Raw genomic sequence first — 16,819 nt, forward strand, 5'->3', positions numbered from 1 at the left:
TTATATCTAAAATATTTAAAATATCTAAAAAATTACTTACTTGACTTTACGGCAGCAGACTTTCCGGCAGCCGACTTTACGTCAGCCGACTTTGTTTCAGACTTCTGCACGCCAGCTGACTTTCCGGCAGCTACTTTTGTTCCAGTCGACTTTGTTCCAGTCACCTTACCAAGAACCACACCGCTTTTAAGCGTAACTGTCATATCGTCGCCAACTTTCGCTAAAGCCGCGTCGTCAAGCACTCGCCCACCGCTGAGCTGCACAACAGCGTACCCGCGATTTAAAGCCGATTGCGGACTTAACGCAGTCAAGCTCGCGTGAGCCTTCTCAACAGTCAAGCTCGCATCGTCAAGAAGTCGCACCAAACCGTGACGCATTCGCTCAACAGCCTGCTCAACCAAGCGCTCGTGCGGTTCAAGCATAGTGCTCGGGCGCGTAAGGCTCGGGCGATTCGCATAACCTTCAACGAGGCGAATCTCATTGTCAACGCGCGCAGAAATTCGCATGCGCATAGTTTGCAACGCGTTATCAATAAGCTGCCACTGCTCGCGCACGTCCGGAACAACGCGCTTTGCAGCATCCGTAGGAGTCGAAGCGCGCATATCTGCAGCCAAATCAATCAGCGTCCAATCGTCCTCGTGACCGATTGCAGACACAATCGGCGTCACGCACGCAGCAGTAGCGCGAACCACGCCTTCATCCGAAAAACCAATCAAATCCTCAAAGCTACCGCCGCCGCGGGCAACGATAATAACATCAACCTCTGGGTCTGCATCGAGCTGCTTGATTGCGGCAATAATATCCGCCGGGCACTGCACGCCCTGCACGTGCGCGTGAACAACTTTAAAACGCGTAACAGGCCAGCGCAAATTCACATTCGTAATAACATCGCCCTCTGCGCGAGCTTGAGGAGCACACACGAGACCGATGCACTTAGGAAATTCCGGCAGCGACACCTTATTCTCCGCGTCAAACAGGCCTTCGCCTTTAAGCTTTTTTCGCAACTCGTCAATTTGCGCTTTTAAGTCGCCGGCACCGACGCGGCGGATTTCGTCCGCAACGAAGCTTAAACGTGTGGCTTTCACCCAAATATCCGCCTTGCCGTGAACGACTACGCGGTCGCCCTGGCGAAGTTCGCGCGCCTGCTGCACGAAATTGCTGAAGCCCATTACGGAAATCGACACTTCTTCGTTGCTGTCGCGAAGAGTGATGTAGCCGGAAGATGCGCGGCGCATGTTAATTTCGACGATTTGACCCTCAATCCACGCTGCTGGCCAGCGTTCTACTGCACTGTGGAACTTTTGGCTTAAAACAGCAACAGGCCATGGATTTTCGGCAGTCGTGTCGGCGGCTTTCAAAGGAAGCTGGCGCGGCTGAGCTTGCTGCGGAGTAAGCGGTTGCGGCTGCTGCTCTACTGTTAGCTGCGACTGTGCTAAATTTAGCAGCGGTTGTTGCGACGGTTGCGGCTGTTCAAGATGGGCATCATCCTGGAATAATTGCGGCATCATATTTGACGAGGTCATGTTTCCAGCTTGACTGCAAAGAAGGACAAACGCGCGCTGCTGCATATGCATGACGGAGGGATTAGATATGAAAAAACCCAAGCGGTGAAGCTTGGGTTTTGTTTGTGCCCCCTCAGGGATTCGAACCCTGGACACGCTGATTAAGAGTCAGCTGCTCTAACCAACTGAGCTAAAGGGGCGTTGGTTATCTTGGCTCGTTTCGCGAACCGAGTAACTACTATACTCAGAATGAGAGCGTACGCAAGCCGGCGTGTCGCATTAGTGTATCGAGAAGCAGCACAGTGCGCTTCTCGATACACTAATGCGGTAGCGCTTGCATAATGCGTAAAGCCCAGTGGGCTTTACGCGCAAGCGCGCACACGATTGTGCTTTCTTTATTATCTTAAGAAAGCACAATCTGACGAGTAAAGAAGCTTTGCATCAATGCTCTGCAGACGCTGATTCCTGTTGATTAACGAACACTAGCATCCGTGCTACTGCATGCGCCACACCAGGCACTCCTACCGTACCACAAAACACTAGCGGTTTTACTAGTAGTGAGGGTGGGTGTTGCTTGGTCGGAACAAATATTCGTGCGGTGAGATTTGAGATTTTTCGCACTGAGCGCGGCGAACGTCAGAGCCGCAGGCTGCTGATTCGCCAAGCGAAGAAGAAAAATCGAAAAATCTCTGCGATGAGCACGGTTATTAACGATTAAACACGCAGAGTTTGGGGGATTTCTTTACGAGCAATAAAAGAGGACTGAGGAAGCAACATTCTTTAAAGAAAGGCGAACACAATAATCGTCTTTAACAGCCAGAGCGACGAAGGACGGGAACTTGCGAGGAGAGAAATCCCCAAAAACTCGCTCCACAGCAAAAGAAATTCACGACAATCACAGCCACACAAGAAACCCGCCAGCCAAAAACCACGCAAGCACACGACGATTTGCGCTCAGGCAGGTCGTCGCGCTACTTGCGCCGTAACTTACGCAGCATTTTGCGCGAAACCGCCAGCAAATGCCTGCCTTGCAGACTACTCACACCATTCTTCTTTCGCAACGACGCAACCAGCATCATCGCCATCAACACCGCAGACATCACCATCGATATCACAAACAGCGTCATCCACAGCGGCCACTGCATATGGTCGCCTGGCACGTTAGCAGGATCCGGCAGCACGCGATACCCCGTCACGAGCAGCCTGTGCGTGTTAATTCCATACGGCGTGCACGTAATCAGTGTCGCCAAGTCGCGCCCCTTTTCGCGCCGCAGCAAACGAATATCGTTCGGCTCCACCACATTTATGCGAAACACTCTGTACCGAAGAGTCTTGCCTTGCACATCAAAATAGAAGTAGTCACCTTTTTTCAGCGTGTTTAAATCATCGAACATCGTGGCATCCGGCATACCCGTATGCGCCGTCACAACAGTGTGCCTGCTTTTGCCACCCACCGGCAAATCCGTGCCGTACAAATGCCCCGCGCCCATTGCGAGAGTATCTTGAGTAGTCCCGTGGTAAATCGGCAGTCTCACGCCAATTTTCGGTATTTTCACGATGCCCATAATTCCCATCGGCTCACTAAGCACTTTTTCGTACTCTTTATATTCGGGAGTGTCCATGTAGTCGCTATTGCCGTTATACGGGTCCGCGCTAATAATCGCCTTGTGGCGAGCGTTGTATTCACGCGCTTTTCGCAAAATTTCCGCGCGATTTTCTTTAGGCTTTTCCTTATTTAATTTGTCGTACTCGATTGAGAGTTCCTTGGCAGCATGATTGTTGACCAAAGTAGAAACCACAGGATAGCTGAAACACAAAATGCCAATAGTAACAAGCGCAATTGGCTCAGCCAGCTTGCGAAGTGTGGACATTGGTTTTGGGGAAGATTGCTCTTGTGCGGATTGCGGAGACTGCTCTTGTCGCGATTGCGGAGACTGCGCAGTTTGCGAGCTTGCGGAATCCTGCGAGCTCGCTGAATCTTCCACACTTTTGGAGGACTTATTAGCGCGCATACGAGTCAGTCGTTTAAATAGCGCGCGAGCAGACTCTGCAAAATCAGCCAACTTCATAATTCCTCCAATAAATAAACAGGGAGCCGGGAAAGCGTTAGTTAACGCGCGCCCGACTCCCCATTTTCGTTAATGCTTAAAGAAAGGGATTAACTAAGCGCGGAGCTTAGCCTGCTCCTCTTCCTTCTTGCGACGACGCATGTACACAAAGAATCCGGAGCCAACGAAGCACATGCCGATAACTGCGAAGAGAATCACGCCAGCAGCACCGGTTTTTGGAAGAAGGTTAAACCATGAGTGTTGGCTATCGTCTGGAACGTCCTCAAACTCGAAGTTCTTGGTTTCATCAGTATCCTCAACCTTTACTGCAACAGCCTTAGGATTACGAATGTAGCCGGTTGGAGCAGCAGTTTCCACAACGTAGTACGTCTTACCGCGAACTACTGAATATTCAGCAGTCTTAGCATCAGTATTATTTGTTTCTTTCTCACCGAAATTAGTAGAAGCAGCAGAGCAAGCGGTATTCAAATCGTTATCTTTCTTTCCGTCGGTAATAGCCTGAGAGCACGTATTTGCACTAGTCTCATCAGCAAACAGCTTGAACTTTGCACTTCCTGTTGTAATTGGTTTTTTATCCTTTGCAGAAAGCTTCTGAATAGTAAACTTCGAGAACTTCACTTCCTTGTACTTTTTACCTTCAACAACGTCTGGATTACCAGTTGTGTGCGAAGGAATTAAGCCACCCTTGTTAATAACAATTTTGTTGCCAAGGGTTGTCGAATCAGCAAGAGTGAACTCCAAAGTAACAAATACCCTTACAACTTTGCCAGCGTTATTGTTAGCAGCTGTAGCAAGCGCAGTCTTACCGTCATTAGTGAAGGAGATAGTAATCTTCTTGCGTGTAGTATTATCGGTTGTATCCGTAAAATCTTCTGGACCGCTAACGGTGTAGTCAGTAGTAGGAAGCGTCGTATCACTCTCTACAGGTGCTTCGCCGGTTCCAAGTTGTACCTTTGTAACTACGTTTTCATAAGTTGTGAAGTAGTTAGCAGGAGCGAGATCGACTACAGAATAGCCGTTAAAATCAGTGTCAGCAAGATCAGCAGTGGTTTTTCCAGCCTCAGGCTTCTCCTTTATCTTGTCAAGCTCAGCGCTAATGGTGTAGGAAATCTTATCGCCAGCGCCAACAGTCTTAGAAGTATCCGCAGTCTTCTTAACGCTATCGCTCAAATCCTTGTTCTTTGGATCCGCGTATGGAGCATAGTTGTAGACTACTTTACCATCAGTACCCTTTTCAATCCTTGGGATTGTCATATAGAATGGCTTTGATTCGGCAGCGGAATGGTTCTTTGGAACTGCTGTTTCTGTAATTTGGTACAAGCCGATTCCAAGACTTTCGAACTTTGCAACGCCATTAGCATCAGTATTTTTTGGAGAACCAGTAACATCTTCAGTGGTTAATCCAGTAGCAGTACCCTTATTAAAACCATCAATCTTATTGGCTACCTTAACCCAATCGGCATACTTGGTTAAGTCAAGTTTATCCGTATCACTTGCATTAAGCTTCGTCACCTTTTTTACAGTGAACCCGGCATCTTTTACAGGAGTTTTCTTCAACTGCTTTTTATCAGCGCCAACCTCATCTTCCCACTTGTAAATGGTGATAGAGCCAGTCTTTGTTGAAGCTTCAGTACCAAGCTCCCACGGCGCTTTTCCTGACTCCACAGGTTGGGATGGATTACCAAGACCAGCAACACCACCTTGAGATTGACCACCACCATGATTCACAGCAGGCTTGCTAGCCCACGCAACGCTGGACACTGTCACAGCCCCCGCCGCGCACAGCGTCCCAGCCATTGCGAGCGAGGCGAATGCGGCGACGCATCGTTTTGTGAAATTATTCATTTCTTCTCCTTTATTTCAGTGCCCTTGCGAGCAGATACTTCAGTGCCCTTTTGAACAGCTATTTCACTGACCTTTTGAGCAGAATTTTGGTATACAAAATTTTTCATAAATGCGCGCCCCCACTGTGTTTGGTCGAGAGCAAACGCAAGAACCATAAGACTTGTGAAAATCGTTGTAGCAACGCTAAGAATCATGTTCCAGCCGGCGAATCCCGTCTTTGGCAGTTTAAAAGGCTCAACAACGTGAATTTTGACCGCGGTCATCGTCCAGTCCTTGCCTTTTTCGAGACCAGCGACGCCGTTAAGAAGAGTATCGCCATTTTGTACGGAAGTTGCGCTACCCACTTTATTTGTATAAGCAGCAAGCGCAGTCGGCTTCAACGCATACACAACGCATTGATAATCGCCCGTTTCTTTAGGCGCACCGCCAATAATCGAATCCGTGCGTTCGACTGCATAGAATGGATTTTCTTCATCCCAATCGCTAGCTTCAACGTCTCGTCTAAATAGGGTACGACTTGCATCACACGAAGCTGAATTATTCTTGCACTTTTCAAGTTCAGCAACAGTTTTAATATGATCCCAATTATGAATTTGGTTCTCCGTAGGAGCAGTCAAGCCATTAACGCTACTAGACCAAACACCCACACCACTAGAGCTATTAGCGTTAACAGAGCCGTCTTTGCTAGCTTTGCTATCTTTGCTAACCTTAGTGCACAAAACTTTCAGCGAAATTTTCTTACCCACTTCACGCAATGACCACGCATCAATATACGGATTCAAAAATCGCATTCCGCGCATCATTGTGATGCCCTGGTCTGGATCTACATCACCATAATCGTCGTTTTGCGAGTCAGACTCACCATCAGCAGAAGCTTTTTCGGTCGTCACACGTAACTTTAAATCATCATTATTAATCCGTGGAGAATTATTGACCGAGACTTTCAAATAGATAGGCTTACCTTCGTTACTAGAATCTTCATCCTCTGAAGAGGAGCCATCAGGATAATGCGCAACCACTGGCACATTGTAATGCCCTGTTTTAATCCAAGTGCTCATTCTTACAGTAATTTTTCCGTACACTGCACCGGAAGCATCACTACTATCTTCTCCGACTTCACTTCCAGCTTTGGTAGGTTTGTTACTTTGATCACTGTCATCTTCATCAATAAATGAGGCCCAATCAGGAACTGGATGCTCAGAATCATTTTTATATGGCTTTATTTCAAACCAAGTTCCGTCAGGAAGATTACGAGTTCTAGCTAACTTCTTACTACAATTTTCGCCAACTCCGCACTGGTTAAGCGGCACAATAGAAGTCGCATATTGACCTGGAAGAGTATTAATTCCATCACCATAATTAGGCTGATAATAGTAAGACATTTTGCGAACAGTAATGTTCAAAGTCTTAGCTTCCCAAGTAATGCCTTTACTTGACTTAAACAAATTTTCTGACTTTAGCGCAGAATCAATTTCATCAATCTTATTGTGTTTTTCTGCAGCTATTTGATCAAACTTCTTTACTAAAGCATCATCTTGCTTGTCTTGCGCGCCGTCATCTTTAACAGAATTTCTTAAAGCATAAACTTTGCACACAAAATCACCGGTTTTCTTTACAGTTCCCTTAAACTGTCCTACTGTACGCTCATTTACTCGCTTAGGTTCAAAATTCGGATGTGTTTTAACATACTCGTTGTACACGTAATCGTCATAAAGTAAATCATCCATCTTGCAGCCATTAGCAGGATCATCAAAGCACTTCTTTTGCTGATCGTAACTGGCATGCTTCCAAACTGTTACGTTAGCATCTTGTTTTAATTCAAGCCCGTTAATTCCACCAGACTCGTATTTTCCATCAACAGGATTTCCATTCTTATCTTTCTTATAGCAAATCACACGCTGATTAATATTGCCTATGCCAAAATGCGCAGAAGCATCAAAAGTGGTTTTCTTAACCTCTTGACCAGCCAATAACACTAAATCTGAGTTATCAGATTGTCCATATTTCAAATCTTCTTTGTCTTTTCTAATTATTGAAAGTTGTAAATCACTATCGTGAGGATCAAATCGCGTAACAACTACATTTGCATAAACAGGCGAAGGCTTACCACCTTTGCTATTTCCAGCATTTGCATCATCGGAAGTAGATTTTCCATCTGGATAGTGCACAATTACATGCACTTTGTAACGACCTGCTTTAGTCCACCTATTTGGACGGAAAGTTATAACGCCATAACTTTTTGAATTATCGGATGGAATAGCTTTCGTTTCCTTGCACTGTTTATTATTGGCTGACGCATCATTGGCTACAGCGCATTGCTCGCCTTCAAAATTAGCCCACTCGTACGCGTCTTCTTTATCATTTGCATCTGGCTTAATTTCAAACCGCGTACCAACAGGAAGATATCCACGCTTAATTTTCCTATTGCCGTGAATTGGCTTACTCCTAGGAGCGCCCGACTTATTGTTTGCACTTGTAGAAAGATTTCCAGCAACAATATTCAGAGTACGTAAATACTCAGGATTATAGAATTGCGCTCCGTTTTCGGTAGTGTTGGTAGAACTTCTGTCACCGTTCGAACCAGTTTGCGCGGCTTCAGCAGCGTTTTTAGCTTTTTTATTTTTACTGTTTTGATCAGCTTCTTTATCTTTATTGGAAACTTCGTTCTTAGGATTTGTATTAGCCGTTGCGGAAGTATGTTGTTCAAGATTACTAACAGGCTGTTGCTGCTCAGTCTTGGGCTCAGCCTTCGTCTTGTCCCCCTGCTCCGAAGCACCGGATTTCTCCCCAGTACCAGCCTTCGCTGAAGTCTTAACTGTTTCTTCGGTTGAAGCACTCGACGGAGTGATAGGCACAATCGCGAGAGTTGCTAGAGTCAGCACGCAGGACGTGAAACCGCAAATTACGCGCATAATCTTAGAAAGACTGTTACGACGACGCTGCGGAAACATCTCTAATCACCTTCGTTAAGTTCAAACTCTCAAAATTTGTGTAGTCATCATTACAAAATCAGAAACCACACAGCACTGCAAAACCTCTCTTAATTGCAGACACAGTGTTTGCAACTATACCCCCCCCCCCCAAGGCAGATTTCAACCACTATTTAAGATTTAAAAGATTTTGCGAAAAATATCTAAAATTACGTTATTTTAACCTTAAAATTTATGGAGCAATTAGAATATTCGCAATATATTACATACAACAAAATATGGGTTATTCAGGTTATTCCACAAAATATATTACATACAAAAAGAGCACTCCCACCTTACTAGAAGATGAAGAGTGCTCTTTGTTTATTTACTTTTTTACTTATTTTGTTTATTTACTTGTTTGCGTGCGCATGATGGCGGCGAGTTTTAAACGTTACAGCACCGCTTGCAAGCAACACCATAAACGTCACAACCATGCCAATCACACTGCTACCAGTCATCGCCAAGTCAGAAGTCATCTTCTTGGCGGCAGACTTAGCGGCAGCTTGCTCCTTTTCAGCAGCCTTCTGCTTTGCAGCAGCGTTAGCATTCGCAGCACTTGCGTTGCCATTCGCAGCACTTGCGTTGCCATTGGCAGCAGCATCGCCGGATGCAGCACCTGCGCTACCACTTCCGCTGGCGGCATTTCCGTCTGTACCAACGTAAGTAGTGCCAGTAAATGTGCCAAATCCAGAACCAGCACCTAATCCGTTACCAAATCCAGTACCAAGCCCGTTGCCGAATCCAGTACCAGAATGAAGCTCCGAATACTTCAGGTTAATCTCTGCAACTGTTTCATCGAACGCTGTAGCATTCTCAGGAACAACCCACACGTTAGCCCAAGCAAGCTGCTCACCTTTATCGTTAAGCAAAACAATCGTATGCTTACCGAAGTAGCCAGCTGGAATCACAACATTAAACTGAGGTTGACCATTCTTATCCAAAGTTACTTTCACATACTTAGATCCATCTGCGCCCTTCAATAACACAGGCGAAGAATACATGTAAGCATAAGCGTAAGCAACCTTGTTTTTCTTAAGTTCCTTGATGAACTCGCTCGTGGCAGAAGAGACCTTAGTCTTGTGAGACTTAGAGCCAGCATCACCCTTAGCAGGAGCATCCATGCCAGCGAAATACAACTTCACAGGATTGCTCTTACCAGCACGAACAACATCATTCATGTGTTCACCAGCAACAAGGCTTCCCTTAAGCGACTGATCTAGCTTTGCGGTAGATTCAGGAGCTTTAGGTGCTGGAGTTGAAGCGGAAGGAGGATTGACAGTTACAGAAGAGGAACCATGATCGTTTCCATGACCATCATTCGACTTCTTTTCAACGAAGAATTCTGCGGAAGTATTCTTCGTTGCAACGTTACCAGCATAATCAACAGCTTCAACTGTGATTAAGTGCTTTCCGGCAGAAAGTGAATTGAAATCAACATCTACCTTCAGCGGATCCTTCAGATCTTTCAGATCGGCAAAAGTAGCATCGTAAGGATTATTCTTACTCAGCTTAATATCCGTTTCTTTAAGACCATTACTTGCATGATTTACTTCTTTACCATCAATCTTCACTCGCAATAACTTCAAATGATCATCTTTAGCTGTTACAGAAATCTTATGATTTGCTTCAACATGATCATTGTCCTTTATTCCAAGTGTCACAGAAGGAGCATCCTTATCAACAACAACAGGAGCACGACCATACAGTGCGCTAGACATCTGATCGATGGCTTGGATTAACACAAACTCTCCATTTTTAACTTCAACATCTCTATCGAAGCTCTGAGCATTAGTTTCTTTGCCTTTAGAATCAGTACTGAAGTTGTCTGAAGCAATAAGATTATTAATCTTAAGAGTATAGCCAGCAAAATCATCACTAATAACACCCTTGAATTTCACAGTGTCATTATTAGTGAATATTCTGCCGCCATACAACTTTGGAGTACTAAACATTACTTCTGGAGCCTGTCTGTCGAAGTAGAAAGCAACTGGAGTGTCTAATACCACATCACTTCCCTCTTTGACAATCATCCTAAAGTCATTTATTCCAGGATGCATTGGCAGAGTTACCGTGAATGTAGAATCAGCATTTGCATTAGTGGACTTAGTGATTGTTGCAGCTATAGGATCAAAATCCTCATACCCCGAACCATCATCTTTAACTCGATTAGCTTTTGTAAATAGTATTTCTGTAGCTTTGTTACTTACTTTGCCGTTTGCGGTGAATGAATCGAGCGAAGTACCACTATTTCCAGGAACAATCCAGTTGTATGCTCCTAAGCTATTAGCATTACTCAGTGAAATATTATAAAGCTTTGGCTCTGTCTTTGTTGGCATAACGCGATTAGCGAAACCTACATTCTGAGTAGCTGTGTTAACTCCATCATTAGCAACCAAGGTAACTGAATATGTACTAGCAGATGGAATAACTTTTACAGTAAATGAGCCATCAGTAGCAACATTTACAGGCTCTTCCACTTGTTCACTCTGGACTTCACCATCAACAACCTCATCTTTACTATACTTGACAGTAAACGTAAGATTCTGCTTTGGATTAGTATCGTCCTTAACTTCACCTTTAACTTCTACTGCACCAGTTTGGTCAATTGTTACATTCCCATTACTATCTGCATTAGTTAGTTTAATTGTTGGTGCTTTTCCGTCGAAATTAGTTGCAAGAGTTTCAACTACTTCTTTACCATCAGAACCTTTTGCTTTAACTTTTATTGTATTAGCACCTTGTTTAATAGGGGCAGTAAAGCTAAATTCAGAATCATCTGTCTTAACAGCTAATTCTTTTTCTGCTTCAGTTCCTGATTGAACATAAGCTTTCACATCCTTGCAACCATCAGCAATACGTCCAGAGATTTCGATGCTGTATTTATCAACACCGTTATCTTTTTTAGCAGTGACATCCTTAATGCCAATATTCTTAAGATTAACCTCATTATTTATGAGAATCTTTTTATTAGCAAATCCCTTAAACACTTTGGAAGTATTGGTTTCATTGAAACCGCCATCATGCAAACTGACATTGACGTAATAAGCATCCTTACCTACATTAACTTTGCAAGTGCGAGTATAGCCATTTGCGTCATGAGTTTCGCTGCAGTCCTTCTCATCAACCTTGACATAATCACTGTTACCATTAACTTTTACACCTGGATCACTCAACGTTTCACTTAACTCATCATGAGCTGTAATGGTGATTGTACCATCATTATCAGGTTCGCTAATTGTAACGGTTGGAGCTTTAGTATCAAGGTTAAAATGCATATCAGTCGTCTGGCACATATCCTTAGTCAAGCAAGCTTTTACTCGATAAATATATTTGCCATCAGGAAGTTTCTTATTAAAATGCGCAATATCAGTAGATGTCTTATCATAAATAGTTCCATCAAAATCAATAGAACTATTTAATGCTCTTGGATCACGTAATAATTCTGAGAAATTAGAACGAGAAACGTCATGTTCCTCTCCTACTTCTGCAACAGTCTTACCAGAATTATCCAAAACAGAATACTGTATTAAACTTGCATTACGGAATAATGCTAATGATGGTCGTATCTTATCGAATAACTCATCACCATTTGGAGAAAATTCTAAATGACCAGGAGCTTCATCATTAACTTGCACATCACCAAAATAACTTTCGGCAATCAGCGAAGTAGTCATATTAATTGCATTTTGAAGATACTCTTCGCCAGGCTTTACAAGAATTGGTTCCTTATCCCAATTGCCAACAAAGCCAAGATATGGAACAGCCAAATCTGGTTCCCCAGAAGTCTTTGAAGTAAAACGCGCCCAACCTTCAACATAATGGTCGCGAGTCACGTCTGGAGTTAATGTAAACTCTACTTCCTTTTCTGACTTAGGATCTACTGTAACTGTATTAGTCGAAGAAGCTAATGTTTCTGAGCTAATAGAGGTAGTAGTTTCTGCATTAGCATTATTAGATTCATTAACAACATTTTGTTTAGGAACTTCATAAGTTACAGCCTTATCTCCATAATTATGCAGTTTAACAGTGAACTTACGATCTCCATTAACCTGGCGTAGAGCCACGTACGAATTGCCATTGACTGTTGCAATCACGTTAGTAGCAACAGCTTTATCAACCTGAGCTAAGCCAGCGCCGATTTGACGGGGAGCAAATGGTACATTGCTGGAATTATTGAGAATCTCAGCCGTATTCATCAAGGCTTGTTCAACACGAGTAGCACGATCTTTTGGAGAAAGCTTAGGGAAACGCTTCATATAGCTTTCCATCACCAAAGCTGAAAGACCGGAAACGTTTGGAGCAGCCATAGAAGTACCAGACATATTAGTGTACTTGTTGTTGTTCTGAGTAGACCACACGTTACCGCCGATGCCAGCAATATGAGGCTTAAAATCAAGTTCTGGCGTTGGACCCCAAGAAGTAAAGCTAGAAGGATGCAACTTATCAGGATTTGCAATGCCCATTGTCTTATCAGAGAAGGAAACCTTAACTGTACCACTTGCATTAGCTTTGAGTGCATCAACAATCTTTAAAGCATCTTCACGACGAATTGATGCTCCAAAGCATGTGAACTTATCAACTCCAGCCATGCCGAGGAACTGTGCCGAATCGCCAGCTTTGTTATAAACGATTACACCATCAGCACCCTTATCAATAGCATTCTGGAATTTTTCACTAAATGCTATTGCGCCACGTTCAACTAAAGCGTACTTTCCGTGAAGATTCAAATCCTTAACTTCATCTTTTTTGCCAAGACCGATATTCACAATCTCATGTTCTTTACCATCAGCTTTTCCTGAGGCTATAGAGTAAGGAATCTCAGTTGTCTTATTAGCTTTATCCGTATATGAACCAGCGGTTTGAATAATATAAGAATTTTCTACAGAAGCAACGCTGAAAGCAGAAGGATAAGAAGATGGCGAGCCGAGAGTTGCATCATCCCACTTTCCTAATGCATCATTAGTTCCTCCAGATGTAGAGAAGCTTAAACCGGAGTTTCCTGCAGAAATAACTGGAAGCACACCAGCTTCGCGAGCCTTCTTTAAAGCGAGAGATGTAGCGTTAGAAGTTCCACCAAAACCGTTATCTGAGCCGAGAGACATGTTAATAACGTCTGCACCGAGCTTTACAGAATCCTCAATTGCAGCAACTATATCAGCATCACGAGCTCCGTGCGCTCCCGGCTTATTTGAAAATACTTTCATTGCAAGTAGCTGAGCATTTGGAGCAATGCCGTTAATATGACCGTTTTTATCAGCTGGCTTATTCTCATCATCACCATTAGCTGCCACAATACCAGCTACGTGCATGCCATGCTGCTCTGCACCACTATCTGTAATAGTGTAGTTTTCATCAGCATAGTTGAATCCAGCAGGAACTTTATTGGTGAACTTTACACCATTAGACGGGAATGTCTTCTGAATCTTACGAGCTTTTTCAGCTTTGAAATCAAGCTTCATATCATGGTGACTTGGATCAATACCAGTGTCGATGATAGCCACAAGCATTCCAGTTCCATCAAGTCCACGCTTCTTAAATTCTTCATTTACACCCTGCAAACCGCGAGCATAATTTTCAAGAGGATAATACAAACGTTCTTTTGCAACAGAAGCTACTTCATGTTCATGACGTAAAGCCGCAACTTTGTTAGCTGGTAATGTTGCTTCAAAACCATTCATCAGGTAACCAAATTGGCGACGTACTGTCATGCCATATTTTGAAGACCATTTTCCAATAAGACGATTCTGGTCAACTTTATTACTGTCTTCAGCTTGTTCCGAAGGAAGTTTTGGCTGTTTCTTCAAAGTAACGATAACAGTAACAGGCTTATTAGAAGTACCAGTCCTATTAAATGGATTATTAACTATTCTGCTAACAATCTTAGGATCAAGATATTTAGTAGTTTTATTCTTCTTATTCTTATTCTTTTGATTTACAACTTGTGCGAGATTATTGTTCTCAGCACTATTGTCTTTAGCATTTGCTGTACCAAGCGGTACCATAAGCGTCGCCGCAGCCACGCCTAATGCTGCTAAACGAGTCAGATATGACGTTCGTTTGAACTTCATAAACATACTCTCCTTCAAAATGGTGGTTGTTATCCCGGAAAAATTTCGGTTCTAGCTATAACAAACTCATGCCAGCTGCCAAAACATTTCATACTGACTGCCAAAATCTTTCATACGGGTGTAAATATTTTTGTTACGCTGGTTTGAATCATTTCCGCTAAATATCGCATAAGAGGCATACCCCCCCCCCCATGCAAACAGCAAATAATGATGCATTTTTGCAAGTGCAACAAAATATTTTTCATATACTCTAGCACTTGTTTAAAGAGAAAAAATTTTTTTAACTTGTTAATTTAGCAAATAAAATTTGAAAAAATTGTATTTAGGATAGGAAAATGGCTAAATTACGCCATTTTCTCGCAAACACCTTTCCGCAAGTAACATGTAAAAAATCTGTAGTTAACATATAATTTACAGAATTTTTCAACAACCTTGCATTTTGACAATGTTTTTTAAAAAAATATTGCTGATTTACCAACTAATGTTGGCGCACCTCGCAAGTTAAACCGTAAATTTTTCAGCCAACCGACGATAGGCGCAAATGACCTAAATTTTACGCTCGCGCAGTAACGCGCTCACCTACAAAACTCGCGCGAGTGTTATCTCACATTTGGAGGGTTATCTGCTGCGAATCACTCCATTTGCGGGGAACTTATCTCACATTTGGAGGGTTGGCGCTACTTTTGCTCTCCAAACGCAGGCGCGACGACATGCTTGAGCGCTGCGATTTAGCGCGCGAAAGCAACTCGGAGCGCCGAGCTTGCTCAGAGTTGAAAGCACAGTGTGCTTTCAACGCAAGCGAGGTCTGCCTTCGTCTCGATTGACGAAGGCAGGGCAGGTTAGTATGGCTGTGCTTTAGAAACTAGGTTGTGACTGGTGTGCGCTGACGACCTGCTTGAGCGCAGCACAGCGCGCGCGTAAAGTTTCTGCCGGAATCTAGTTGGGAAGCAGCATAAACTGCGCGCGGTTGTAAAGTTTCTGCCGTTTTTTCGCGCGTAACCGACTTTTTCTTTACACGCGCGTAAAGTTTCTGCCGTTTTTTGTTACTGGTGCAGATTAGTGACTGCGTTAGTAACGACCTGCTTTAGCGCTGCGATTTAGCGTGCGCAGTCACAACGCTCACCGCACAGTCGTCGCGCTACTCGCGACGCAACTTACGCAGCATTTTGCGCGAAAGAATCAGCAAATGCTTGCCGCGAATGTCGAGCTGTCGCCCTCGCTTAGACGTTGCAGCGGCAATCATCATGGACAAAATAATCAATGAGAACGCCATTGCAATCACGAATAGCGTCATCCAAAGCGGCCATTGCACGTGGTCATCCGGCGGCTTCACAGGGTCCGGCAGCACACGATACCCAGTCACCAAAAGCCTATGCGAGTTCACACCATACGGGGTACACGTTAGCAGAGTCGCCAAGTCGCGCCCCTTTTCGCGCTGCAACAAACTAATATCGTGTGGCTCAACCACGCTGATGCGGAACACTTTGTATCGTAAAGTCTCGCCTTGCACGTCGAGGTAGAAGTAGTCGCCCTTCTTTAAATTCACCAAATCGTCAAACATGGTGGCGTCAGCAAGACCTGTGTGCGCGGTAATAACTGTGTGGCGGTTCTTGCCGCCAACCGGCAAATCCGTACCGTACAAATGACCAGCGCCGTGCGCCAAAACTTCTTGCGAACTGCCGTGATAAATAGGAAGTTTTACACCAATTTTCGGAATTTTTACGATGCCGATAATGCCCATAGGTTCCTCAAGCGCCTTAAGATAACGCTTGTATTCAGGCGTGTTAGTTACGTCTTTTTGACCATTCGGACCATACGGATCCGTGGTAAGCATATTCTTGCGAGTTTTATTGTAAAGCTTCGCGGCGCGAATGTGAGCGCGGCGCACATCACCAGCCTGATCGTGGTTATACTTGTCGTACGCGTTAGAAATTTCCTTCGACACGCGATTGTTCCAAAGCGTTGAAACAACAGGGTAACTGAAGCACAAAATACCTGCCAACACGAATGCGATTGGTTCAACGATGCGGCGGAGCTTGGATTTTTGCTTAGATTTTTGCGCGCCTACGATGGGCTGTGCGCTTGCGGAAGTCTGCTCGGAAGAGTTTTGATCTGCAGGATTAGTTTCGGATATAGCAGTTTCGATTGCGGTAGTTTCAGCAGTACTAGTTTCAGCAGTGCGATTCTTAAAAAGCTTACTTACGATGGGGATATTCAGGGCAATTTTGTTGAGGAAAGCATATACTTTAGCAACAGCGTCGTTTAATTTCATGCTTCCTCGTTTCGTGAGTTTTTCGTTGGATTTAGATTTGATTTACGATTTATTTATTTTGCGCTCGCTAGTTAGTTCAATTAAAGCGCAC

General features: G+C 44.0%; 7 protein-coding genes and 1 tRNA gene. All 8 read right to left on the bottom strand.

Translation table 11 applies throughout. The annotated features are described in order from the left end of the window. Positions 1–32 precede the first annotated feature (32 nt). Entirely contained in the window at positions 33–1,508 is a 1,476-nt protein-coding gene (gene xseA / locus HXT26_RS04340; protein ID WP_421792038.1) for an exodeoxyribonuclease VII large subunit, read from the bottom strand. A gap of 120 nt (positions 1,509–1,628) precedes the next feature. Next, positions 1,629–1,702: transfer RNA gene (locus HXT26_RS04345), tRNA-Lys, on the bottom strand. Between the two features lie 771 nt (positions 1,703–2,473). Next, the gene (locus HXT26_RS04350; RefSeq protein WP_422111939.1) at positions 2,474–3,571 is read right to left on the bottom strand and encodes a class C sortase; all 1,098 of its coding nucleotides are present in this window, start codon (positions 3,569–3,571) and stop codon (positions 2,474–2,476) included. A gap of 93 nt (positions 3,572–3,664) precedes the next feature. Beyond that, complete coding sequence (locus HXT26_RS04355; RefSeq protein ID WP_421791695.1) at positions 3,665–5,416, bottom strand: SpaH/EbpB family LPXTG-anchored major pilin; 1,752 nt, start codon at positions 5,414–5,416, stop codon at positions 3,665–3,667. Continuing rightward, complete coding sequence (locus tag HXT26_RS04360; RefSeq protein ID WP_422111940.1) at positions 5,413–8,367, bottom strand: hypothetical protein; 2,955 nt, start codon at positions 8,365–8,367, stop codon at positions 5,413–5,415. Before HXT26_RS04360 ends, HXT26_RS04355 begins: the two co-directional genes overlap by 4 nt. Positions 8,368–8,738: 371 nt before the next feature. Continuing rightward, positions 8,739–14,456 (bottom strand): S8 family serine peptidase, encoded by a 5,718-nt coding sequence (locus HXT26_RS04365; RefSeq protein ID WP_422111941.1) that lies wholly within the window; start codon positions 14,454–14,456, stop codon positions 8,739–8,741. A gap of 652 nt (positions 14,457–15,108) precedes the next feature. Beyond that, the gene (locus tag HXT26_RS04370; RefSeq protein ID WP_410297506.1) at positions 15,109–15,294 is read right to left on the bottom strand and encodes a hypothetical protein; all 186 of its coding nucleotides are present in this window, start codon (positions 15,292–15,294) and stop codon (positions 15,109–15,111) included. 300 nt (positions 15,295–15,594) lie between these two features. Continuing rightward, positions 15,595–16,728: a class C sortase gene (locus HXT26_RS04375; RefSeq protein ID WP_422111942.1), complete on the bottom strand. Its 1,134-nt coding sequence runs from the start codon at positions 16,726–16,728 to the stop codon at positions 15,595–15,597. Positions 16,729–16,819 lie beyond the last annotated feature (91 nt).

Source organism: Gardnerella sp. DNF00497B, from assembly GCF_049262725.1.
In the GTDB taxonomy this organism is placed as follows: Bacteria; Actinomycetota; Actinomycetes; order Actinomycetales; family Bifidobacteriaceae; genus Bifidobacterium; species Bifidobacterium leopoldii.